General features: G+C 68.3%; 27 protein-coding genes. 19 read left to right on the plus strand and 8 right to left on the minus strand.

Translation table 11 applies throughout. The features are described 5' to 3' along the window. Position 1: 1 nt before the first annotated feature. A complete protein-coding gene (narI, locus tag E0H50_RS35670) occupies positions 2–727 on the plus strand; it encodes a respiratory nitrate reductase subunit gamma (RefSeq protein WP_131295424.1) in 726 nt (241 codons plus the stop codon). A gap of 38 nt (positions 728–765) precedes the next feature. On the opposite strand, the gene E0H50_RS43245 is transcribed toward narI, so the two are convergent. Continuing rightward, positions 766–915 carry a hypothetical protein gene (locus E0H50_RS43245; RefSeq protein WP_165547415.1) on the minus strand — a complete coding sequence of 50 codons (150 nt, stop codon included), beginning with the start codon at positions 913–915 and terminating at the stop codon, positions 766–768. Between the two features lie 7 nt (positions 916–922). Further along, a complete protein-coding gene (locus tag E0H50_RS35675; RefSeq protein WP_131295425.1) occupies positions 923–1,144 on the minus strand; it encodes a hypothetical protein in 222 nt (73 codons plus the stop codon). 116 nt (positions 1,145–1,260) lie between these two features. Between E0H50_RS35675 and E0H50_RS35680 the strand changes: the two genes are divergently transcribed. Genes E0H50_RS35680 through E0H50_RS43250 form a run of 8 tightly spaced genes read left to right on the plus strand, consistent with a single transcriptional unit; the run spans position 1,261 to position 8,993 of the window. After that, positions 1,261–1,629, plus strand: coding sequence for an ArsR/SmtB family transcription factor (locus E0H50_RS35680; RefSeq protein ID WP_131295426.1), 369 nt, complete (start codon positions 1,261–1,263; stop codon positions 1,627–1,629). Beyond that, on the plus strand, positions 1,626–2,099 hold the full coding sequence (locus E0H50_RS35685) for an NADH-quinone oxidoreductase subunit B family protein (RefSeq protein ID WP_131295427.1): 474 nt from the start codon (positions 1,626–1,628) through the stop codon (positions 2,097–2,099). The genes E0H50_RS35680 and E0H50_RS35685 overlap by 4 nt, the downstream gene beginning before the upstream one ends. After that, positions 2,096–4,096 carry a proton-conducting transporter transmembrane domain-containing protein gene (locus E0H50_RS35690; protein WP_131295428.1) on the plus strand — a complete coding sequence of 667 codons (2,001 nt, stop codon included), beginning with the start codon at positions 2,096–2,098 and terminating at the stop codon, positions 4,094–4,096. The genes E0H50_RS35685 and E0H50_RS35690 overlap by 4 nt, the downstream gene beginning before the upstream one ends. Next, positions 4,093–5,031 carry a respiratory chain complex I subunit 1 family protein gene (locus tag E0H50_RS35695; RefSeq protein ID WP_131295429.1) on the plus strand — a complete coding sequence of 313 codons (939 nt, stop codon included), beginning with the start codon at positions 4,093–4,095 and terminating at the stop codon, positions 5,029–5,031. The genes E0H50_RS35690 and E0H50_RS35695 overlap by 4 nt, the downstream gene beginning before the upstream one ends. Before the next feature lie 5 nt (positions 5,032–5,036). Further along, complete coding sequence (locus tag E0H50_RS35700) at positions 5,037–5,681, plus strand: hypothetical protein (protein WP_131295430.1); 645 nt, start codon at positions 5,037–5,039, stop codon at positions 5,679–5,681. After that, entirely contained in the window at positions 5,681–7,210 is a 1,530-nt protein-coding gene (locus tag E0H50_RS35705) for a proton-conducting transporter transmembrane domain-containing protein (protein ID WP_131295431.1), read from the plus strand. Before E0H50_RS35700 ends, E0H50_RS35705 begins: the two co-directional genes overlap by 1 nt. After that, a complete protein-coding gene (locus tag E0H50_RS35710) occupies positions 7,207–8,706 on the plus strand; it encodes a hydrogenase large subunit (protein WP_131295432.1) in 1,500 nt (499 codons plus the stop codon). Before E0H50_RS35705 ends, E0H50_RS35710 begins: the two co-directional genes overlap by 4 nt. Then, positions 8,703–8,993: a hypothetical protein gene (locus E0H50_RS43250; RefSeq protein ID WP_165547416.1), complete on the plus strand. Its 291-nt coding sequence runs from the start codon at positions 8,703–8,705 to the stop codon at positions 8,991–8,993. The genes E0H50_RS35710 and E0H50_RS43250 overlap by 4 nt, the downstream gene beginning before the upstream one ends. On the opposite strand, the gene E0H50_RS35720 is transcribed toward E0H50_RS43250, so the two are convergent. Beyond that, entirely contained in the window at positions 8,971–9,333 is a 363-nt protein-coding gene (locus tag E0H50_RS35720; protein ID WP_131295433.1) for an ArsR/SmtB family transcription factor, read from the minus strand. The genes E0H50_RS43250 and E0H50_RS35720 overlap by 23 nt on opposite strands. A gap of 68 nt (positions 9,334–9,401) precedes the next feature. Between E0H50_RS35720 and E0H50_RS35725 the strand changes: the two genes are divergently transcribed. From E0H50_RS35725 to E0H50_RS35750, 6 genes are all read left to right on the plus strand, one after another. Further along, the gene (locus tag E0H50_RS35725) at positions 9,402–10,079 is read left to right on the plus strand and encodes a CBS domain-containing protein (protein WP_131295434.1); all 678 of its coding nucleotides are present in this window, start codon (positions 9,402–9,404) and stop codon (positions 10,077–10,079) included. Positions 10,080–10,099: 20 nt separating this feature from the next. Next, complete coding sequence (locus E0H50_RS35730; protein ID WP_131295435.1) at positions 10,100–10,597, plus strand: DUF2505 domain-containing protein; 498 nt, start codon at positions 10,100–10,102, stop codon at positions 10,595–10,597. A 65-nt stretch (positions 10,598–10,662) separates the two neighbouring features. Then, positions 10,663–11,391 carry an arsenate reductase/protein-tyrosine-phosphatase family protein gene (locus E0H50_RS35735; RefSeq protein ID WP_131295436.1) on the plus strand — a complete coding sequence of 243 codons (729 nt, stop codon included), beginning with the start codon at positions 10,663–10,665 and terminating at the stop codon, positions 11,389–11,391. Further along, positions 11,388–12,065 (plus strand): arsenate reductase ArsC, encoded by a 678-nt coding sequence (locus E0H50_RS35740; protein WP_131295437.1) that lies wholly within the window; start codon positions 11,388–11,390, stop codon positions 12,063–12,065. The genes E0H50_RS35735 and E0H50_RS35740 overlap by 4 nt, the downstream gene beginning before the upstream one ends. Next, on the plus strand, positions 12,062–12,793 hold the full coding sequence (locus E0H50_RS35745; protein ID WP_131295438.1) for an aquaporin: 732 nt from the start codon (positions 12,062–12,064) through the stop codon (positions 12,791–12,793). The genes E0H50_RS35740 and E0H50_RS35745 overlap by 4 nt, the downstream gene beginning before the upstream one ends. Then, entirely contained in the window at positions 12,790–13,191 is a 402-nt protein-coding gene (locus tag E0H50_RS35750) for an arsenate reductase ArsC (protein ID WP_202868484.1), read from the plus strand. Before E0H50_RS35745 ends, E0H50_RS35750 begins: the two co-directional genes overlap by 4 nt. Positions 13,192–13,278: 87 nt before the next feature. Here the strand turns inward: E0H50_RS35750 and E0H50_RS35755 are convergent, their stop codons facing one another. The 3 genes from E0H50_RS35755 to E0H50_RS35765 form a co-directional block, all read right to left on the minus strand. After that, positions 13,279–14,418: an amidohydrolase family protein gene (locus E0H50_RS35755; protein ID WP_131295439.1), complete on the minus strand. Its 1,140-nt coding sequence runs from the start codon at positions 14,416–14,418 to the stop codon at positions 13,279–13,281. Continuing rightward, positions 14,415–15,752 carry a type I glutamate--ammonia ligase gene (locus tag E0H50_RS35760; protein ID WP_131295440.1) on the minus strand — a complete coding sequence of 446 codons (1,338 nt, stop codon included), beginning with the start codon at positions 15,750–15,752 and terminating at the stop codon, positions 14,415–14,417. The genes E0H50_RS35755 and E0H50_RS35760 overlap by 4 nt, the downstream gene beginning before the upstream one ends. Before the next feature lie 157 nt (positions 15,753–15,909). After that, positions 15,910–16,167 (minus strand): metal-sensitive transcriptional regulator, encoded by a 258-nt coding sequence (locus E0H50_RS35765; RefSeq protein ID WP_131295441.1) that lies wholly within the window; start codon positions 16,165–16,167, stop codon positions 15,910–15,912. A gap of 126 nt (positions 16,168–16,293) precedes the next feature. On the opposite strand from E0H50_RS35765, the gene E0H50_RS35770 reads away from it, so the two are divergent. From E0H50_RS35770 to E0H50_RS35785, 4 genes are all read left to right on the plus strand, one after another. Next, positions 16,294–16,596, plus strand: coding sequence for a rhodanese-like domain-containing protein (locus tag E0H50_RS35770; RefSeq protein ID WP_131295442.1), 303 nt, complete (start codon positions 16,294–16,296; stop codon positions 16,594–16,596). A gap of 7 nt (positions 16,597–16,603) precedes the next feature. Next, complete coding sequence (locus E0H50_RS35775) at positions 16,604–18,028, plus strand: MBL fold metallo-hydrolase (RefSeq protein WP_202868485.1); 1,425 nt, start codon at positions 16,604–16,606, stop codon at positions 18,026–18,028. A 7-nt stretch (positions 18,029–18,035) separates the two neighbouring features. After that, positions 18,036–18,860, plus strand: coding sequence for a sulfite exporter TauE/SafE family protein (locus tag E0H50_RS35780; protein ID WP_131295443.1), 825 nt, complete (start codon positions 18,036–18,038; stop codon positions 18,858–18,860). Positions 18,861–19,187: 327 nt separating this feature from the next. Continuing rightward, a complete protein-coding gene (locus E0H50_RS35785; RefSeq protein WP_165547417.1) occupies positions 19,188–19,886 on the plus strand; it encodes a ferritin-like domain-containing protein in 699 nt (232 codons plus the stop codon). Positions 19,887–19,890: 4 nt separating this feature from the next. Here the strand turns inward: E0H50_RS35785 and E0H50_RS35790 are convergent, their stop codons facing one another. Both E0H50_RS35790 and E0H50_RS35795 read right to left on the minus strand, forming a co-directional pair. Continuing rightward, a complete protein-coding gene (locus E0H50_RS35790) occupies positions 19,891–20,988 on the minus strand; it encodes a sensor histidine kinase (RefSeq protein ID WP_131295445.1) in 1,098 nt (365 codons plus the stop codon). Next, a complete protein-coding gene (locus tag E0H50_RS35795; RefSeq protein WP_131295446.1) occupies positions 20,985–21,668 on the minus strand; it encodes a response regulator transcription factor in 684 nt (227 codons plus the stop codon). Before E0H50_RS35795 ends, E0H50_RS35790 begins: the two co-directional genes overlap by 4 nt. Between the last annotated feature and the right edge of the window lie 49 nt (positions 21,669–21,717).

A 21,717-nucleotide genomic window follows, 5' to 3' on the forward strand; every position in this document is an offset into this window, starting at 1 on the left:
CATGGACATCTTCTTGTGGGTTGTGGTGCCGTACATCTGCCTGACCGTCTTCGTCGTCGGCCACTTCTGGCGGTACCGGTACGACAAGTTCGGCTGGACCACGCGGTCGTCACAGCTGTACGAGGACCGGCTGCTGCGGATCGGCAGCCCGCTGTTCCACTTCGGCCTGCTCGGCGTGGTCGGCGGCCACGTCATCGGCCTGCTGGTCCCGGAATCGTGGACCGCGGCCATCGGCGTCACCAAGGAGATCTACCACCTCGTCGCGGTGGTCGGTGGAATGATCGCCGGCCTCCTGGTACTGGCCGGCCTGGCGATCCTCATCTACCGCCGCCGGACCGTCGGACCGGTGTTCTCGGCGACCACCCGGATGGACAAGGTGATGTACGCCTTCCTCGCCGCAGCGATCGTCCTCGGCATGTGGAACACCATCGCCGGCTCCATCCTGTCCGTGGGCGGCCACTACGACTACCGCGAAGGCGTGTCGGTCTGGTACCGCTCGTTCCTCGCCGTCCAGCCCCGGCCGGAGTTGATGGCCGACGCGCCGATCGGCTTCCAACTGCACGCACTCGTGGCCTTCGCCCTGTTCGCCCTCTGGCCCTTCACCCGCCTGGTCCACGTCTTCAGCGCACCCCTCGGGTACCTCACCCGCCCCTACATCGTCTACCGCACCCGCGACCCCCAACTAGGCACCCACCGCCCCCGCCGCGGCTGGGACCGCGTCCAGTGACGCCGCGCAGGCCCTGAACTCGGCCGAGCCGGAGGAGGTCAGTTAGCTTCACTCGTCGCTCCGAGCGGGCGGATGTGTACTCGGGCGCCGGTCTCGGCTGCTCGGCGGACCAGGGCTGTGACGCCGGCGGCGTCGGTCACAGTTGTGGTGGGGCCGTCCTCGCCGGGCGTGATGACTTCGTACAGCACGGGTGGCTCAGGCACGGTGATGTGGGCGGTCGACCTCGTCTTGCGGGCCGTTGTCGTTGTGGCGGTCGGCGTTCAGGATCAGGTCGTGTTCGTGGGCGAGGCGGAGGAGGCTCTCGAGTTCGCCGGCGTACACGCGTTCGGCGTCGAGGTCGCCGTCGTCCTGGGCGGTGCGGAGGGCTTCGCGGGCGCCGGTGATCCGGCGGAGCAGTTCGTCGGCGAAGGTGTTCATGGTCTCCTGTCCTCAACTCCGGCGGGCGGACTCAGCACACCGTACACGAGTTGCAGAATTCTTCAATTCATGATCGCATGCTTTCAGCAAGGCGTGAAGTGACGGAAGGCAGGCGGATGACGACACCGCTGCACCAGCTGAAGGCAGAGTTCTTCAAGACGCTGGGGCACCCGGCCCGGATCAGGGCGTTGGAGTTGCTGAGCCAGCGCGAGATGTCCGTGGGAGAGTTGCTGAGCGAGATGAGGCTCGAGGCCTCGAATCTCTCGCAGCAGCTGGCAGTGCTGCGCCGGTCGGGCTTGGTAGCGACGCGCAAGGAAGGCTCCCAGGTCTACTACTCGCTGACGAGCGAGCACGTCGCGGAGCTCCTCGCGGTCGCGCGCACGATCTTGACGACGGTGCTGACCGAACAGACCGAGCTCCTGGACGGGTTGAAGGCCGATGCGAAGACGTCGGGCCGGGCGCGCGTCCGTCGGGCCGTGCGATGAGGCAGCTCCTCAAGAAGATCCGCTCGACCGGGAGGGTCGCGGAGCCGGCGCCGGAGCGGGCGGGCGACGGGGACGTCGTACTGCGGGGCTCGGTGCAGGTGCGGCATGTGGATGCCGGGTCATGCAACGGGTGTGAGATCGAGATCGGGTCGGCGTTCGGACCGGTGTACGACGGTGAGCGGTACGGCGCCCGCCTGGTCGCCTCGCCGCGGCACGCGGACGTGTTGCTGGTGACCGGTCCGGTGACGCGGAACATGGCCGAGCCGCTGCGGAAGGCGTACGACGCGACGCCGGCGCCGAAGCGGGTAGTCGCGGTGGGGGACTGTGCGCGGGACTGTGGTGTGTTCAAGGGTGGATATGGCGTCGAGGGCGCGGTCGGTGATGTGATCCCCGTCGACGTCGTCGTGCGGGGTTGTCCGCCGGAGCCGCCGGAGATCATCGAGGCGTTGCGGGGTCTGACCGGCCGATGAGTATTGGTTGGGCGCTGGTCGGCGTCCTGGTGATCGCCGGGCTTGGTGCGTTGGGTGCGGTCGCCACGGGGTCGCGAGGGCGTGCGCTGGTCGCCGGAGTGTCGACGGCCGGGGTCGGAGTCTTCGGTGTGCTGGCCGGTGTGTCGGCGCTGGGCGGCGAGGCGTTCTCGAAGACCATCCCGCAACTGCTGCCGTTGAGCGAGGTAACCGTCACGGTAGATGCGTTGTCCGGCTTGTTCTGTGCGCTGATCGGCGGTGTCGCGGTCATCGCCGGGCTGTACAACATCGGCTACTCCGACGGCCACGGTTCGCGCACAGGGCAGAGTCTGCTGCCGTTGTTCGTGGCGGCGATGATCCTGGTGCCGGCCGCCGGGAACGTGACGACCTTCCTGGTGTTGTGGGAAGTGATGGCCCTGGTGTCGCTGATGCTGGTGCTGGCTGAGCACAGGCTCCGGCCGTCGGTTCGTGACGCAGGTGTCTGGTACGCCGCGATGACGCACGCGGGCCTGGTCGCGATCCTGCTCGGGCTGGTGCTGTTCGCGTCGAAGGCCGGTGGCGAGTCGTTCACGGCGCTGCGCGACGCAGACCTGTCGACCACGACACGATCCGTCATCTTCGTCCTGGTGTTCGTCGGATTCGGCTCCAAGGCGGGCATGGTCCCGCTGCACGTATGGCTGCCGCGGGCGCATCCGGAGGCGCCGAGTCCGGTGTCGGCGTTGATGTCGGCGGCGATGGTGAAGCTCGGTCTGTACGGAGTGCTGCGTGTCGGGCTCGACCTTCTGGGCGGCGGTCCTCGCTGGTGGTGGCTGCTCGTCCTGGTCGCGGGTGGTGTGTCGGCGCTGTTCGGCGTACTGCAGGCCAGTGTCGCGGTCGATCTGAAGCGCTTGCTCGGGTATTCGACGACCGAGAACATGGGCCTGATCCTGCTCGGTGTCGGCGCGGGAGGCATGTTCGCCGCTGACGGCAACAGGACCCTCGGCAGCCTGCTGATCGCGGCCGGCCTGCTGCACGCCCTCAACCACGCCGGATTCAAGACCTTGCTGTTCCTCGGCGCAGGGTCTGTCCTTCGTGCGACCGGTCTGCGAGATCTGGACCGCCTGGGCGGGTTGGTGTCGCGGATGCCGGCGACTACCGCGCTGTTCGGAGTGGGTGCGCTCGCCGCCGCGGCGCTGCCGCCGGGTAACGGGTTTGTGTCCGAGTGGCTCCTGCTACAAGGGCTGATTCACGGTCTGCCGGGGGCGGATGCTGTGGTGGCGGTCGCGATGCCGTTGGCGGTCGGAGTCGTTGCGCTGACGGCCGGGCTTGGAGTGGCGACGTTCGTGAAGGCTTTCGGGACGGGCTTCCTGGCGCGGCCCCGCAGTGAAGAGGCTGCCGGGGCGAAGGAATCGCCGAGGACGATGCGGTTCGCCATGCTGGTTGCGGCCGCGGTGTGCGCCGGTTTGGCGATCTCTCCGGCGTCGCTGGGGCCTGCGCTGACCAGGGTGCTCGAGGCGCTGCCGACTGTGCGCGATGGTTCGCCGCTCGAGGGCGGTGTGACGTTGCGGTTGACCGGGATCGCGGGGTCGATCTCGCCGGTCCTCATTCTCGCCGGTCTGTTCGTGGCCGGGCTGCTGGTGGTGGTGTTGGTGCGACGAGGGTTGCCGCGGCGTGAGTCGTTGGTGTGGGGTTGCGGCGGTACGAGGCTGGATCCGCGGATGGAGTACACGGCCACGTCGTTCGCGGAGCCGTTGACGCGGGTGTTCGACGACGTACTGCGACCGGAGCACGACGTCGACGTGACGCATCACGCGGAATCGCAGTACCTGATCGAGAGCGTGCGGTACCGGCAGCGAGTCGACGATCGGGTAGAGGCTGCTCTCTATCCGCCGGTTCTTGCGGCGGGCAACAAGCTGGGTGCGGTCCTGAGCCGGTTGCAGAACGGCAGTGTGCACCGGTACCTCGCGCTCGGGCTGGGCGGATTGATCGTTGTGCTTGTCGTTGTGGGGCTGACCGCATGAGTACTCTCGGGGTTGTCGTCCAGGTCGTGCTGCTGATCGTGGTCGCGCCGTACCTGGTCGGTGTGATGCGGCAGGTTCGGGCGCGGCTGGAGGGTCGTGCCGGAGCGGGTGCTGGGCAGCCGTGGCGGGATCTGCGGAAGCTGTTCCGCAAGGAGCCGATGAGCCCGGCCGGTTCGAGTTGGGTGTTCGTCGCGGCGCCCGCGGTACTGGTCGCTTCGACGCTGGTGATCGCGGCCGTCTCGCCGTTCGTCGCCACGGTGTCGCCGTTGGACGGTGTGGCGGATCTGTTCGCGGTGGTGGCGTTGTTGCTGCTGGGGACCGTGGCGCTGGCGTTGGCTGGGTTGGACACAGGTACGGCGTTCGGTGGGATGGGCGCGAGCCGCGAGATGACGGTGGCCGCGCTCGCCGAGCCGACGATCCTGCTGGCCGGGTTCGCGTTGTCAGCCCGCGTCGGGTCGACGAACCTGTCCGCGATTGTCGAGCGCGGGCAGCAGTCGCCGGGCGCCGTGCTTTCGCCGGCGACGCTGCTCGCTGCTGTGGCGCTCGCGGTCGTCGTGGTCGCGGAGGCTGGTCGGTTGCCGGTGGACAATCCGTCGACGCATCTCGAGCTGACGATGATTCATGAGGCGATGGTGCTCGAGTACGCCGGGCGCGACCTCGCGCTGGTCGAGTTCGCCTCCGCGCTGCGGCTCACCGTCCTGCTGGGGTTGTGGGCGAATCTGTTCCTGCCGTGGGGTGTCGCCACGACGGCGTCGGCACCGGCGTTGCTGCTCGGCGTCGTGGCCTTCGTCGCGAAGGTCGCCGTATTGGGAGCGGTGCTGGCCGCGGGTGAGGTGTTCATGGCGAAGTTGCGTTTGTTCCGGGTGCCGGAGCTGCTGGCCGGGTCGTTCCTGTTCGGCGTACTGGCCGTGTCGTCGTCCTTCTTCCTGGCGTGATCGTGATGACCCAGTTGCTGTATCTGATCTGCGGCGGGCTGCTGCTGTCGTCGGTGATGGTGCTGTGGCGGCGTGAGCTGTCGGCGATCGTGCGTCTGCTCGTCGTCCAAGGGGTCCTGCTAGGGGCGCTCGCGTTGGTGCTCGCCGGGCGTCTGGACAGCGTCGAGTTGGTGGTCGTCGCGATCGGTGTCGTAGCGTTGAAGGCGGTTCTCGTACCGCGCATTCTTCGGCGCGTGCTGCGGGACGGCAACGAGGCTCGTGAGACCGAGCCGCTGGTCAACGTGACTGCGTCGATCGTCGCGGCGGCGTTTCTGATCCTGCTCGCGTACGCGGCGAGTCGCCCGCTGGTACGGCTGTCGCCGTCGGCCGAGACGCAGGCCGTGCCGGTCGGGTTGGCGATGGTGCTGCTGGGGTTCTTCGTGCTGGTGACGCGGCGGCGGGCGCTGTCGCAGATCGTCGGGTTCCTCCTGCTGGACAACGGGATCGCGGCTACTGCGTTCCTGATCACGGGTGGTGTCCCGGGGATTGTCGAGTTGGCGGTGTCGCTGGACGTGTTGCTGGTCGTGCTGGTGCTGCAGGTGCTGACGGCTCGGCTGCGTACGACGTTCGGCGGCACCGACATCGACGAGTTGCGGGAGTTGCACGACTGATGACCGGTACTCCTGCCCTGCTGCTGACCTTGGCGCCGATCGTCGCACCGATCGCCGCCGCCGCTGCGGCGTACCTCATGGGCTGGCGGCGTCCGGTGGCCATCGCCACTGTCGCGGCTGCCGCGATTGTGCTCATCGCCGGCGCGTGGAGCGCCACCTGGACCGCAGACGGCGGCGAGGTTGCTGCTGGCAACTGGTTGCGGATCGATGCGCTGTCCGGTGTGATGCTGATCGTGATCGGCGCCGTCGGTGTCGTCGCGACCTGGGCCGGCATCGGCTATCTGGACGACGAACTCGCGACCGGTCACACGGACGTGGAAGGCGCCCGGCGGTACGGCGTACTTGTGCCGCTGTTCCTCGCCGCGATGGTGGTCGCAGTACTCGCGAACAACCTCGGCCTGCTCTGGGCAGCCGTTGAAGGCACCACGATCGTCACTGCGTTCCTCGTCGGCCATCGCCGGAGCAGACGGTCGGTCGAGGCGAGCTGGAAGTACGTCATCATCTGCTCTGTCGGGATCGCGCTGGCGTATCTGGGCACCGTACTGGTCAATTACGCGGCCGAGCACGCCGGCGTCGAGGGATCGCTCGACTGGACCCAGCTCGTCGCGCACGCAAGCGAGCTGGATCCGGGCGTGATGCGGCTCGCGTTCGCGCTGCTCGTCGTCGGGTTCGGCACCAAGGCCGGCCTCGTACCACTACACAGCTGGCTGCCCGACGCCCACAGCCAGGCACCCGCACCGGTGTCCGCGCTGATGTCCGGCGTACTCCTGCCCGTCGCTGTCTACGCCCTCGCCCGCTATCGGGTGATCGCCGTCGCCGGCATCGACCCCGGTTTCGTCCGCGGTCTGCTCCTCGCGGTCGGACTCGCCTCGCTGCTGCTGGCGGCCGGGTTGCTGCTGGCGCAGCGGGACTACAAGCGGCTGCTCGCGTACTCGAGCATCGAGCACATGGCGCTCGCCGTCGTCGGCCTCGCCATCGGCACACCGCTCGCGATCGCGGCCACCTTGCTCCACATCGTCGGTCACGGTCTGGGCAAGGCCGTGCTGTTCTGCAGCGCCGGCGAGATCCTCGCCCGCGAGGGCACCACGCGGATCGACGCCGTCCGCGGGTTGTTCGCCCGTACGCCGGTCCTCGCGGGACTTTTCGGAGCCGGTCTGGTCGCACTGCTCGGACTCCCGCCGTTCAGCCTGTTCGTGAGCGAGATCGGCCTGATCCGGGCAATGGTCGGTGCCGGGGCCTGGTGGGTCGCAGCCGTGGTGCTCCTCCTGCTGCTTGTCGTCTTCGTCGCGATCTCCGGAAAGGCAGCCGGCATCCTGCTGGGTGACCCACCGTCTCGTGATCCGGGAGTCAGCGCACCGGCAGCGGGCTCGTCGGGTGTTGTGGGCACTGTCGCGACGGTGGCGGGACTGCGGGCTTCGACTGTGGTGCCGTTGGTGGGGGCGTTGGTGGCGGTTGCTGTGTTGGGGATCGTGGACTGGCCGCTCGGTCAACTGCTGCACGCTGCCGGTCAGATCGTGGGGACCCGATGAGCCCTGATCCGAGGACCTACGCGAGCCGTCGGCAGATCGGTGTGACTGCTCACGGCCTGAGCGAGCGAGCCTTGGCCTTGTTCGCCGAGGGCTACCGGCTCGCGCTGGTAGCCGCCCACGACGACGGTGAAGGCTTCCGGGTCGTGTACCTGTTCGTGGCGGGGAGTCCGGATCGGCGCGTCGAGCTCATCCTGCGCACCGACCGGGCGATCCCCAGCCTGGCGACCCTCTCGTTCCCCGCGGGACGGTTCGAGCGCGAGATCGGCGACCTCTTCGGTATCGAAGCCACCAACCACCCGCTGCCGCGCAGGCTCGTCCTGCACCAGCATTGGCCCGAAGGCTGGCACCCGATGCGGCACGACGCCGGACCGCCACCGCCCTTCGGGGACATCGACGAACCGTACCCGTTCCTCACCGTCGACGGGACCGGCGTCTACGAGATCCCGGTCGGGCCGATCCACGCCGGCCTGATCGAGCCGGGGCACTTCCGGTTCTCGGTCGTCGGCGAGACGATCCTCAAACTGAAGGCCCGCCTGTGGTTCGTCCACAGGGGCATCGAGAAACTTGCCGAGGGCAAGGTCCTTGCCGACGTGCTCCCGCTGGCCGAACGTGTCTCCGGGGACACGACGGCCGGGCACGCGCTCGCTTTCTGCCTCGCTGTCGAGGAAGCACGGGACTGGCAGGTGCCTGAGCAGGCACAGGTCCTACGCGCCGTGCTGCTCGAACTCGAACGGCTCTACAACCACGTCACCGACATCGGCGCGCTCTGCAACGACGTCGGATACGGCATCGCGAACGCCCACGCCCAGCGGATCCGCGAACAGCTGCTCAGGATCAACAAACACGTCACCGGGCACCGCCTGCTCCGCGGCGCGATCGCACCCGGCTCGACGTACGTACGAGCGCTCCCCGAACCCGGCGTACTCGCCGGCATCGCAACCGACATCCAGCAGCTCGTCGACATCGCACTCGACAACAGTGTCGTCATGGACCGGATGGCGGGTACCGCCGTCTTGTCGGCGGAGCAGGCGCGTGACATCGGCACCCTCGGGTACGTCGCCCGCGCGAGCGGTATCGATCACGACGCGCGGCGCGACCACCCGTTCACGCCGCTGACCGCGGGCGTCGCCGCCCCGGCGCACACCGGGGGAGACGTCTTGTCGCGTCTCCTCACCCGAGCCGCCGAGATTCACAACTCCGTTGCCCTCATCACCGAACTCCTGTCCGGGCGCGCCGCACTCGGGGCCGAGACCACCAAGCCGACCTGGCTCGCCCGCGGTCGCACGTCCGGTGTCGGTCTGGTCGAAGGGTGGCGCGGCACGATCGCGCACCGGGTCGAGTTCGCACCGGACGGGACCGTGTCCCGGCTGAAGATCGTCGATCCGTCGTTCTTCAACTGGCCCGCTCTGCCGGTCGCGCTGGCGGACACGATCGTCCCCGACTTCCCCCTGACCAACAAGAGCTTCAACCTCTCCTACGCTGGGAACGACCTATGATCCGCCGCCGTCAACCGAAGCCGATGAACATCGAGACCGTCCAGAAATGGGTCGCCTCGGTCATCCTGTTCCACGTCGGCAGCGTCCCTGCCGTCTCTCTCGCCGTCTACAGCCTCGGCATCGCCAAGACCGACCAGGGCCGCGGCATCGGCCTCTGGCTGATGTCCGGCGTCATCGGCCTGGTCACCGTCGCCGGCATGCGCCTGATCCACCAGCGCTCACCCTTCACCCCCTGGCTCGTCCTCGGCGCCCTCCCCACGATCGTCACCGGCTTCTACCTGTTCTGACTCCGCGTCGGCCGACGGGTCCGCGGAGGTCGTCGAGGAGGCCGACCTGGTCGCTGAGTACCCCGGCCAGTATCCGGCGCGCAACGCTCAGTAGCTCCGCGACGTACGGGGAGGTCGGCGAGTAGATCACTGTGGCACCGTCCTTGCGGGACGTCACCAGGCCCGAACGCCGCAGTACGGCGAGGTGCTGGGAGAGGTTCGCGGGCTCGATACCGACTTCCGGAACCATCTCCGCCACGGTGTGGTCGCGCTCGCTGAGCAGCTCGAGGACCCGGATCCGGGCAGGGTGTCCCAGTGTTTTGAAGAACTCTGCCTTCACCTGGTACAGCGGCCGGTTCACGAAGATCCTCTTCACCCCGAAGTTGCGGACTTGCTAATCTTAGCAAGTCCGAAACTGAGGTGGGTGTGATGCTCGAGCCTGTCGTCGCCACCTACATGACCCGCTCGCCCATCACCGTGGGTCCGAATACGTCGTTCAAACAGGTCGCCTGCGCGCTCCTGGTCTCCGATGCGCCGGCGGTCCCTGTCGTGACGGAAGACCACTGTCCGATCGGCTTGGTCACCGAGGTCGACCTGCTGGCGAATCTCGAGTACCACGGCGGTCTGGATCCGCCGCCGCTCCTGGGTGGTACCGCAGCGCGCCGGCGTCGACGCAAGGCACGGTCCGGCACGGCCCGCGAGCTGATGACGTCGCCCGCGGCAACTGTCGGCTTGATGACGCCGATCAGTACCGCGGTACGTTGGCTGGCCGGCCCGTCGCCAGCTGCCTTGTGTGTGGTCGATGAGACTCAGCACTTGGTCGGACTGCTGACCCGGCGCGACTTGCTCGCGGTCTACCGGCGTACGGACGCCGAGATCGCGGCCGACGTGCACGCTGCCATCGAGACCGACCGCCGACGGCCGTTGCGGCGCGACGCGGAGATGGCGATCGCGGTCAAGGACGGTGTCGTCACGCTGCAAGGGAACCTGGTCTACCGCAGCCAGGTCGAGCATGCGATCTCGGCCGCGTCCAGGGTCGCGGGAGCCGTTGCCGTTCGCGGCGATCTGACCTACGACATCGACGACATGCTCGTCACCGGATTCTGACGGGGTGTGAACATCGCGCCATGGACCTGCGTCTGAGCACGTCGTACGCCGCTTCTCCGGAGGAAGTGTTCGCGATCATCACGGACCGGACCTTCCAGGAGCAGGTGTACGAGCGGCTCCGGGTGAGCACGTACGAAGTCTCGACGCTCGACTCCGGTGAGGACGTCGTACTGCGGCTGAGGTGGGAGACCCGATCCGACGACGTCTCGACCGACGTGCGCCGGTTCGCCGGCGAGAAGCTCGTGCTGGCGCAAACGAAGATCTGGCACCCGGCGCACGATCACGGTGCCCGCGAAGCAGACATCGACGGCGAGGCCGTCGGCGGCCGGATCAAACTGACAGGCCACACCTCGATCATCCCGACCGGCGACGCCACGACCCAAACGTTCGACCTCCACATCGTCGCGTCCACCCCAACCGCCGGCCCCCACCTCGAAGCGGTCGTCACCGAGGCCATCCGAATCCGCCTCGAAACCAAGTTCGAACTCGCCTGGTCCTGGATCGCCGGCTCGCTCTGAGTCTCAGCCACCGGCAGGGCTGCTGCGCCTTGACATGACTGAATAGCTCAGTGATCATTGAGGCAATGGACACTGAGCGGAATTTCTTGGCGGAACGTGCGCGGGTGCATGCGGCGCTCGGGGATGCGGCGCGGCTGGCGATTGTGGATGCCTTGGTCATGGGGGATGCGGCGCCGGGGGAGTTGGGGGCGTTGCTGGAGATGCCGACGAACCTGGTGGCGCATCACCTGAAGGTGCTGGAGGAAGCGGGACTGGTCGTTCGTGGGCGTTCGGAGGGCGATCATCGCCGTACGTATGTGCGGCTGATGCCGGAACGGCTGGCGATGGTTGCGGGTCCCTCGCTGGCCGATGTGCCGCGGGTGGTGTTCGTTTGTACGCAGAACTCGGCTCGGTCGCAGTTGGCGGCGGCTGTCTGGTCTCGGCGGAGTGATGTGCCGGCGGTGTCGGGTGGTACTCGTCCGGCGGATCGGGTGCATCCGCGGGCAGTGCGGGTCGCGCGGCGGCACGGGTTGGATCCGAGTGCCTGGCGTACGGCGCAGATCGCGGAGGTCGCGCGGCCGGACGATTTGGTGATCGCGGTGTGCGATATCGCGTATGAGCAGTTGCCGGCTGATGTGCGGCCGCGGGTGCATTGGTCGGTGCCGGATCCGGCGCCGGTGGACACGGATGCGGCGTTCGAGGCGGCGTACGACGAGATCGCGGGCCGGATCGATCGGCTGGCGCCGTTGGTGTCGCCCACAGTGTCGCCCGGAGTGTCGCCCGATGGGGCGGACCGTTCGAGGAGTGGAGCATGACCGAAGTTACTGGGCACCATCGGGAAGACTTGTCCATCGATCAGCAGCTCGCGTTGCGTACGGCGGCGACGCGGTTGACCGAGCAGTTCGGCGGCATCTACGGCCGGGAAACGATTGAGCGGTTTCTGCATTCGAGCTACGACCAGTTCGCGACCGGCAGCACGGTGCCGAACTTCTTGCCGTTGCTGGCGGAGCGTTTCGCGCGGCAGCGGCTGACGGCACTCGCGAAGGTCGAGGGTCATCACGATGACGGCCGGCCGGTGGTGCTGTTCTTGTGCGTGCACAACGCCGGGCGCAGTCAGATGGCGCTGGGGTTCTTCGAGCACCTCGCGGGAGATCGGGCGGTCGGGTGGTCGGGTGGTTCGGAGCCGGGGATCGAGGTGAACGAGGCGGCGGTCGCGGCGATGGCCGAGCGGGGTATCGACATCTCGGCGGAGTACCCGAAGCCGTGGACCGACGAGATCGTGCGGGCCGCGGATGCGGTGGTGACGATGGGCTGCGGTGACGCGTGCCCGATCTTCCCGGGCAAGCGCTACGAGAACTGGATCCTGGACGACCCGAACGGTCTGGACGTGGACGCGATCCGCCCGATCCGCGACGAGATCGAGCGCCGGGTCCGCCAGTTGCTGGCCGAGCTCGCCGTGTCCATTGGGTCTACTGCGAGCGGCCGGTGAGTACATCACTGTTGCGGCGGGCAGTTGCCGAAGGCCTTGGGACCGGACTCCTCGTCGCTGTCGTCATCGGTTCGGGCATCGCGGCCGCGAAGCTGTCCCCGAACGACGTCGGCCTGCAACTTCTCGAGAACGCGTTCGCGACCGCCCTCGGCCTCGCAGTGCTGATCCTGATGCTGGGACCGGTGTCCGGCGCGCACTTCAACCCGGTCGTGTCCGCGGCCGACTGGCGGCTCGGCCGCCGCAACGGAACTGGGATCACGGGGCGGGATCTGGCCGCTTACGTGCCGGCCCAGGTTCTCGGCGCGATTGCTGGTGCGGTGCTGGCCAATCTCATGTTCGGCGAGCCGGCAGTGTCGTGGTCGACCACGGATCGGTCGGCGGGGCACCTGTGGATCGGTGAGACGGTCGCGACCGCCGGGCTGATCATGGTGATCTTCTCGCTCACCTGGACCGGCAGAGCGGCGATGGCGCCGGCCGCGGTCGGTGCGTATATCGGGTCGGCGTACTGGTTCACCTCGTCGACATCCTTCGCCAATCCTGCGGTCACGATCGGCCGGGCGTTCAGCGATACCTTCGCCGGGATCGCCCCGGGGTCGGTCCCGGGATTCGTGTTCTTCCAGGTGTTCGGTGCGATTGTCGGCGCCGGCCTGGTGGTCGTGCTGTATCCGGACTTCGGTCGCTCGGCCGAGGTCGTCGTACCCCACAAGGATGCTGGAGTCGTTTCGTGAGCAAGCCTGTTGTTCTGTTCGTCTGCGTGCACAATGCCGGCCGGTCCCAGATGGCCGCGGGGTGGCTTCGGCACCTGGCCGGGGACGCCGTTGAGGTCCGTTCGGCCGGGTCCGCTCCGAAGGACCAGATCAACCCGGTCGCGGTCGAGGCTATGCGCGAGGTCGGGATCGACATCACCGGCAACGTCCCGCACCTGCTCGACACCGAGGACGTCCGCGCCAGCGACGCCGTCATCACCATGGGCTGCGGCGACGCGTGCCCGATCTTCCCCGGCAAGCGGTACGAGGACTGGGAACTGACCGACCCGGCCGGGCAGTCGATCGAGGTGGTCCGCCAGGTCCGCGACGAGATCCGCGGCCGCGTCGAGAAGCTGATCGGCGAGTTGCAGGTCTCCTGAGCCTGATCCATCCGGCTGGAGAGATGAACGTCTGGATGCATGGGATGGGCGCCGGTATCCGTGCGGCGAGTCTTCCTCGGTCACTTTCTACTCCAGACCGTAAGCTCGAACGGCGTTGCCGTGCCCCAGCATTTCGGCGTAGCGACGTGCGTCGGCCGCGCCGATCAGATCGTCGGCCAGCCACTCGTCGAGCACCCGGCCGACGGCTCGGCGCCAGAGCCATGATCCGCACGCGTACAGCTCGGGCAGGCCGAATGCGTCCGAGGCGTAGAGCACCTTGTGCATCGGAGCCATCTCCAGCGACTCCCGCACCAGCGTCTGGCTGGACGGGCCGGTATGGCTGACTGCGCAGCTGGTGTCCAGCCAAACGTGCGGGAAGAGCTGCGCGAGAACGCCGGCCTGACGGATGTACGGGTAGCAGTGCAGCAGCATCAGCTGAGCCCCTGACGTCCGCGTCGCGTGCGCGAACGCGGTGAGGTGGGACGGATCGCAGCGGTGCAGCACGATGTCCGGGTCGCCGTACCCGACGTGCAACTGGATCGGTTTACGGAGTTCCACCGCCCGCCACAGCAGATGCCGCAGCAGCACCGGGTCCGCGAGACGAGTCGGTGCGCCTGCCTCGATCGCCGTCAGCCAGCGGTCCGCGGCCGCGGTGACCTGAGCAGGTTCCGGTGGGGCCGGGTCGAAGTCGAGACCGTACCGGTAGGCGATGATCGACTTGACGCCGACGGCGTTCACGACGGCCGCCTCCAGCGCGTCGTCGAACGCGCCGGCGAAGCCCGCGGCAGTACACCCGGGGGCGATCGACTCGGCGAGCGCTTCCAGGCGCACGATCTCCTCGGTAGCAGCGCCGGTCAGGGTCGCCATCTCGTCCGGCGTCATGATCGTCCCGGCCTGGAAGCCGGTGTCGAGCAGGTATCGCTCGGTTCCGCTGGAAGCCAGCAGCCGCGCGCTGACCTCCGCGCCGCCCAGCTCGCCACGTCGCCGCAGATACTCGTCCGCGGTGCAGTGCCGCGGCAGGTCGAGCAACGGCGCGCACACCGAGCGCACCGTGATCCCGAACGGGTTGTCGAACACCGACGTACCGGGTGGAGCAGGCCAGTCCGATTCGGTGGCCAGCAACTCCACCTCCGCATCGGTCACGGTGCCGGTCAGGACGCCGTGGCAGTGGTGGTCGATCAGCGGCAACTCGGCGACCAGCTCCAGGATCGCTCCTCGATCGTTCATGCCGACCACGCGAACCGCAACCGGTCGGCCACCGCGGACGGGTCCTGACCTTCGAAGGCGGACACCTCGTGCCGCCGTACGGCCAGCAGCGCGGACAGCAGGTCTGCTCCGAGGATGTGCTTGGCCTGGGCCGAATCCCGAAGCGCGTCCAGCGCCGCGGTCTGATCGGTAGGCAGCGTCCGGTGCTGCGCGTCGGCCGGATGAGTGGTGACCTCGGCCGGCAGCGGGGTCCTGCGCCGCAGTCCGTCCACGATCAGGCCGAGCACGACCGCGGTCGCGAGGTAGGGGTTGGCGGACGGATCGACACATTTGACCTCGATGTTGGCGCTCCCCGCCTCGACCGCGCACAAACGCACTGCGGCCTCGCGATTCTCCAGTCCCCAGCAGGCGAACGCGCCCGACCAGTGCCCGGGAAGCAGCCGCTGACCCGACAGCACGGACCCGGCGAGTACGCCGACCACGCCGGGCAGCCCGTCTACGATGCCGCCGATCGCGGACTCGCCCTCCACGGTCAGACCGTGCGGTCCGGGCCCGCCGGACAGCATCGGCGTACCGTCGTGATCGAGTGAGACATGGATGTGGGCCCCGTTGCCGCTACCACCCGCGAACGGCACGGGCGAGAACGACGCGGCAAGCCCTGCGCGCCGCGCCGCGCGGCCGATCACGATGCGCGCCAGAACAGCCATGTCGGCCGCGGCGACCGGATCGCTGGGGGAGAAGGAGATTTCGAACTGGCCGTCGCCGTACTCCGCATGACACTGGACGACGTCGAGCCCGGCGGTTCGGCAGTCGTCGAGCAGCCGCAGGAGGAAGTCCTCTCTGTCCAGCCCCGCGGTCAGGCCGTAGCAGCTCCACGGGCGTTCGGTCAGCGCGGCGCCGTCGGCGGCGGTGAGTACGAACTCGACCTCGCAGCCGACGGTTGCGGTCACGCCGAGGGACGCCAACTCGTCCACCGTCTCCCGTAGTCGCCCGCGTGTGCACAGCGGCGAGGGCGAGCCGGACTGTTCGGAGAACTCCGCCGGCGCCCAGGCCAGGCCGCCGCCGAGCACGCGCAGCGCGCGCAGGTCGGGCCGCAGCCGCTGGTCACCGACCACGCCCAGCTCAGGCGTGAACGCGATGCCGTTGTCGATACAGAACACATGCCAACTCGGCGCCGCGCCCAGCCCTGACCGGTGCGTCTCCGCAATCTTCTCGCGCGTCACGAACTTCGCCCGAGGCACACCACCGGGATCGACCGCGGTCACCGCGAGCGCGGTGACCGCGGCCCGACCGAGGTCGGCATCGAGCTCAACAAGCGCACCATCACCGAGAACAGGAAGCACATACGAGGCCATACAAGAGACCGTCTCACCCCACCCACCGGTTGACCCACACGACCCCAACGAGACGGCCCCGCGTGTCTCATGGCACCAACCGAACTCATACCGCTCTGCGGAGTTGAAGGCCTTGACGGGGCCCGTGCCTTGCGGCCTGACGTGAATCGGCTCGGCGTCAGGCCAGGGCGAGGAAGAGCTTCTCCATCTTCGCGACGTCCACGTCGCTGTCCTCCTCGGTGAGGCAGTGCTGCAGGCCGGTGCTGACGATGGCGTAGCCGGCGCGTGAGAGCGCCTTGTTGACGGCGGCGAGCTGTGTGAGGACGGACTCGCAGTCAGATCCTTCTTCCATCATCTTGATGACGCTGCCGAGGTGTCCGTGGGCGCGTTTCATCCGGGTGACGATCGGCTTGATCTCGGCGGGCTCGAGGTCCATCAGGTACTTCTCCTTCGTGTGCGGTCACCTCAGCCTACATCCCCCCGGGGGGATGTGTTACTGTAGATACCGATCCCCCCGGGGGGATACGAATCGAGCCCGGGTCACCGAGAGGAAGGACTCTTGATGCGGGAGATCGACACCGACCAGCTCGCCTCCGCGCTCGGTTCGCGCGCCACGGTGGTGGACGTCCGTGAGCCCCGCGAGTACGCCGGCGGCCACGTGCCCGGCGCGGTCAACATCCCCATGGGCCGCCTGAGCGGCCGCCTCGACGAGATCGACCGGACGGCGCCGGTGTATGTCGTCTGCGCCACCGGCAACCGCTCGTCGGCGATGACCGACTACCTGATCGCGGCCGGCTTCGACGCCTACAACGTCGCCGGCGGCACCACTGCCTGGAGCCGGTCCGGGCGCCCGACCCACAGATGAGAGCCTGATGAGCGACCACCGCACACTGACCGCACCAACTGACATGCCGCACCGGGCGCAGCCGGGCGCGGGTCTGACCGTCCGCACGATCGAGACACCTTCGCTGGGTGATCGCAGCTATCTCGTCCATGACGGCGAGGTGGCGTTCGTCGTCGACCCGCAGCGCGACGTCGACCGCATCCTGGGGATCCTCGAGACCGACGGTGTTCGGTTGACCCATGTCTTCGAGACCCATATCCACAACGACTACGTCACCGGCGGTCTCGCGCTGGCGCGGGCCACGGGAGCGGCGTACCTGATCAACGCCGACGACAAGGTCTCCTTCGAGCGCACACCGATCCATGAAGGCGACATCGTCGGGATCGGCGGCCGGATGCGGGTGCGCGCGATCCACACACCGGGCCACACCTTCACCCACATGTCGTACGCCCTCACCGACGTCGACGAGCCGGTCGCGGTCTTCACCGGCGGGTCACTGCTGTACGGCGCGACGGGACGGCCTGACCTGCTCGGTCCGGACCACACCGACACCCTGGTACGTCACCAGCACGCCTCGGCGCACAAGCTCGCCGAGACGTTGCCTGATGAGACCGAGGTCTACCCCACGCACGGGTTCGGGTCGTTCTGTTCCGCGACCCAGTCCGAGGCGCCGGAATCGACCATCGGGCACGAGAAGCGCGCGAATCCGGCGCTGACCCAGAGCGAGGAGGAGTACGTTCGCGACCTGCTCGCCGGACTCGGCGCGTGGCCTGCGTACTACGTGCACATGGCGCCGGCCAACTCGGCGGGGCCGAGCGCTCCCGATCTGCGTCTGCCTGAGAAGGCGGATGCCGTGGAACTGCGTCGGCGCATCGAGGCGGGCGAGTGGGTGGTCGATCTGCGCACCCGTACGGCCTTCGCGGCCGGTCATGCACCGGGCACGCTGAACTTCGGGTTGGATGGAGCTTTCTCAACGTACCTCGGCTGGCTGATCGACTGGGGAACACCGTTGACCTTGCTCGGAGAGACCGCGGCGCAGGTGGCCGAGGCGCAGCGTGAGCTGGTGCGGATCGGAATCGATCGGCCGGCGGCGCACGCGACGGGCGGGCCGGAGCAGTGGAGCAGCGGTGTGCCCGTGTCGTTCCCAACCGCCACGTTCGCCGATCTCGAGCAGGTCCGTCATCATCGTGAGGTCGTGATTCTCGATGTCCGCCGGACCGAGGAGTACGCGTCCGCCCGGATCCGGGACGCGGTCAACGTGCCGATCCACGAGTTGCCGCGGCGGATAGCGGACGTCCCTCCCGGCGAGGTGTGGGTGCATTGCGCCGCGGGATACCGGGCATCGATTGCGGCGTCGTTCCTGGATGCCGCCGGGCGTTCGCTCGTCGCCGTCGACGACCAGTTCGAGAACGCGGCGAAGGCAGGGCTCGACGTGGTCGGACCGGAGTCGTGACCGGCCCGTGACGATCGTCCTCGCCGTTGTCGCCGGAGCGCTCATCGGGCTCAGCCTGGGCGCGCTCGGCGGCGGTGGCTCGATCCTCGCGGTGCCGGTGCTGGTGTATCTGCTCGACCAGTCTGCGGTGCAGGCGACCACGGGCTCGCTCGTCGTGGTCGGCGTGACGTCGGTGCTCGGCGCGATCACGGCGTACCGAACGGGCAACGTCCTGCTCGGACGCGGTGTCGCCTTCGGTGCCGTGGCGATCGGTGGCGCCGTACTCGGCGGCCAGGCCTCCGTGCACGTCCCGCAGAGGGTGCTGATGGCAGCGTTCGCGGTGCTCATGATCATGGTGGGCGGCATCATGGCCTGGCGTCAGTTGCACCGTTCCCGCCGTACCGGTCACCGGCTGGCTGAGCACCCGACGCTGGACGATCCGATCATCACCTTCACCCCAACCTTCGCCTGCGCGTGCCCCCGCGCAGCCAAAGTGCTCGTCACCGCGACAGCGGTGGGCCTGCTGACCGGGTTCCTCGGCGTCGGCGGCGGATTCCTCGTCGTACCTGCCCTGTTGCTCGCTCTCGGGCTGCCGATCCGGTACGCGGCCGGGACCTCCCTGGTCGTGATCACCATCACCAGTGCCGCAGCGCTGGCCGTCCGTGCCGGATCCGGCGCCGGTCCCGACTGGGGTGTGGTGCTCCTGCTCACCGCAGTCTCAGCGAGCGCGGCCGTCGTTGGCGCCCGGTTGGCCAACCGGGTCGACAGCGTTCGCCTGTCGGCTGCCTTCACCGTGCTCGTGCTCGGCGTCGCGGTCTACACCGCGATCCGGGCGCTCCCTGCCCTCGTCTGACACCGTCCACCACTCGAAGAATCCGCCGTTTGAAGGCGTCACCAAAGGAGAAGAACAATGTGCCGACCCACTACGTGCAAGACCTGCAGCAAGACCACCTGGGCGGGCTGTGGCCAGCATGTCGCCCAGGTCAAGGCGATGGTCCCCGCGGGCCAGTGGTGCCCAGGGCACCCCAAGGCCGAACGGCAAAACGGCAGCTGGCTCGACAAGTTGCTCGGACGCTGACGCACCCGCCCGGGCTTCACGACAACTTCACGGATGGCCACGGGGTTCCTTCACGACCCGGAGCTGGACTTGAAGTGTGGGAAACCTGAGGAGGTCAGAAAGATGAGTACCTGGCGCAAGACGATGCTTGTCACCGTGAGCGCGCTCGCGATCCTGCTCGGCGGAGGTGTCGTCGCGATGGCGGCGGGGCAGTCCCCGGCAGCCGACGTCAGCGTGCAGGCGGTGACGCCGGTGCAGCAGCAGGACTTGCAGTTCACCCGTGAAGAGGAGCGGATGGCCCGCGATCTCTACAAGCTGTTCGCCGAGAAGTACGACGATCTGCCGGTCTTCGGCCGCATCAGCTGGAGTGAGCAGCGGCACTTCGATGCGGTCGGCAACATGCTGGTGCGGTACGGCATCGAGGACCCGTCGGCCGGCAAGGCCGCCGGCGTCTACAGCGATGCCGCTGTCCAGAAGCTGTACGACGGCTGGAAGGCACAGGGCCTGAAGTCGTCCGACGAGGCCCTGAACGCCGCGATCGCGTTGGAGACGCGCGATATCGCGGATCTGGAGAAGCTGGTCGCCAAGGACAACCCGAGCGATGTCGAGTCGCTGTACAGCCAACTGCTCGCCGCGTCGAGGCATCACCAGTCTGCCTTTGCCGCGGTCGCTGACGGCGACCTGCTCGGTGCCGGATGCCCCGGCATGGGGAGCATGCACGACCCGGACGAGCGGGGCTCGGGCGGAGGCCCTGGTGGATGGACCGACGGCCGCGGAAACGGGACTGGGCCGATGGGTTCGCGCGGAGGGATGAACAGGTAGCCGATCAGCCGCCTCGGCCGGGCAGCGCAAGTAGCGTCACCGTGAAGGTCGCGCCTGTGGCGGGCCCGGCCGAGGCCGCCGTGATGTCACCGCCATGGGCCCTGACGATCCCGCGCGCGATCGTCAGGCCGATCCCCGAACCGCCCGCGTGATCACCTCGACGGTTCCGCACCCGGTAGAAGCGCTCGAAGACACGCTGCAGATCCTCGCGCGCCAGCCCTTCTCCGTCGTCGATCACCTGAACCTCGGCCAGATCGCGCTGATGCCTGGTTCGCACCTCCACAGAGCCGCCAGGCCCCGTGGCCCGGAGGGCGTTGCCCAGCAGGTTCGTCACCACCTGCGCCAGGCGGTCCGGATCGCCCGAGACCCAGATCGGCGCCGGGGTGCCGGTCACGGTGAGTCGGACGCCGGCTTCGTCGAACTGGGGCCGCATGCGCTCGGCCGACTGCTCGACCAGCGGCATGAGGTCGATCACCTGGATCCGAAGATCCAGCAGGTTCTCCTCGGTCCGAGACAGAGCGCTCAGGTCGTCGGCGAGCCGCCTCAAGCGGTGCAGTTCGGTGGTGACTCGTTGCAGCGTCTCTGCATCCGGCGGAAACACTCCGTCGAGCATGCCCTCGACGTACCCCTCGACAACTGTCAGCGGGGTGCGCAGTTCGTGTGCGACATCAGAGATCAAATGCACCCGGCGCTCCTCGGTGTCCCCGAGGCGGCCGGCCAGATCGTTCACGTCGTGGACGAGCTCGGCGAGCTCGAGCTCCCGCGGCGCCGCGACCTGTTCGTCGTAGTGTCCCTCCGCCAGCCGCCGGGTTGCGGCCCGGACGGCCCGCAACGGACTGAGCAAGCGGTGTGCCGCCACAGCGGCCGCGGCCGCTGCGACCGCTGCACTGAGGATGAGACCGATCACCAGCGAGGTGTTCACCGCGGACACGAACGTCGACCTGAGCTCTCCGCCCTGCCCTCCGGCGCGGGGGCCCATCATCCTCATCCCCGAGTCGAAGAGCGTCGGCGCGAGGAGGCGGACGACGGCGTACGTGGTCACCGCACCGATCACCGCGACCGCGAGGTGCGACAGGAAGAGGCGAACCGACAGGCGATTCATGCCGGCTCCAGGAGGAACTTGTAGCCGACGCCGCGGACCGTGCCGATGATGTGCGGTTGCGTCGCGTCGTCGTGCAACTGCTGGCGAAGGTTGCGGATGTGCACATCGACCACCCGTTCGTCGCCGTAGAAGTCGTAGCCCCAGACGCGTTCCAGGAGCTGGCGGCGGGAGAACACCCGGCCGGGCGACTCCGCGAGTGCGGTCAGCAGATCGAACTCGAGAGCGGTCAACGTGACAGGCTCGTCGTGAACGGTCACCTCGCGGCGGAGCAGGTCCAGGGTCAGGCCCGGGAAGGTGCGGCGATGGGACTCCGGCGCCGATCGGCTGCGGCGGAGTACAGCCTTCACGCGAGCCGTGACTTCACGGGGACTGAACGGCTTCGTGATGTAGTCGTCCGCTCCCACGCCCAGTCCGACGAGTTTGTCGGTCTCCTCGGTCCGGGCGGTGACGAGGAGCACGAAGACCTGACTGAAGGTCCGGATGCGCCGAAGCGCCTCGAGACCGTCGAGGTCGGGCAGCATGACGTCCAGCAGAACCGCGGCCGGCTCCTGCCGCCGTACCCGGTCAACTGCGTCGGCACCTGTGGCCGCCTCGACGACTCGGAAACCCTCGGCCTCCAGATAGCCGCGCAGGACCCGGCGGATCTCCGGCTCGTCGTCGACGACGAGCACCTCGTGCATCCGGCTCTCCCTTCCGGTCTCTCCAGTGGACGGCGGCGCTCGGAATCGG

This window comes from Kribbella sindirgiensis, from assembly GCF_004331435.1.
Lineage (GTDB): Bacteria > Actinomycetota > Actinomycetes > Propionibacteriales > Kribbellaceae > Kribbella > Kribbella sindirgiensis.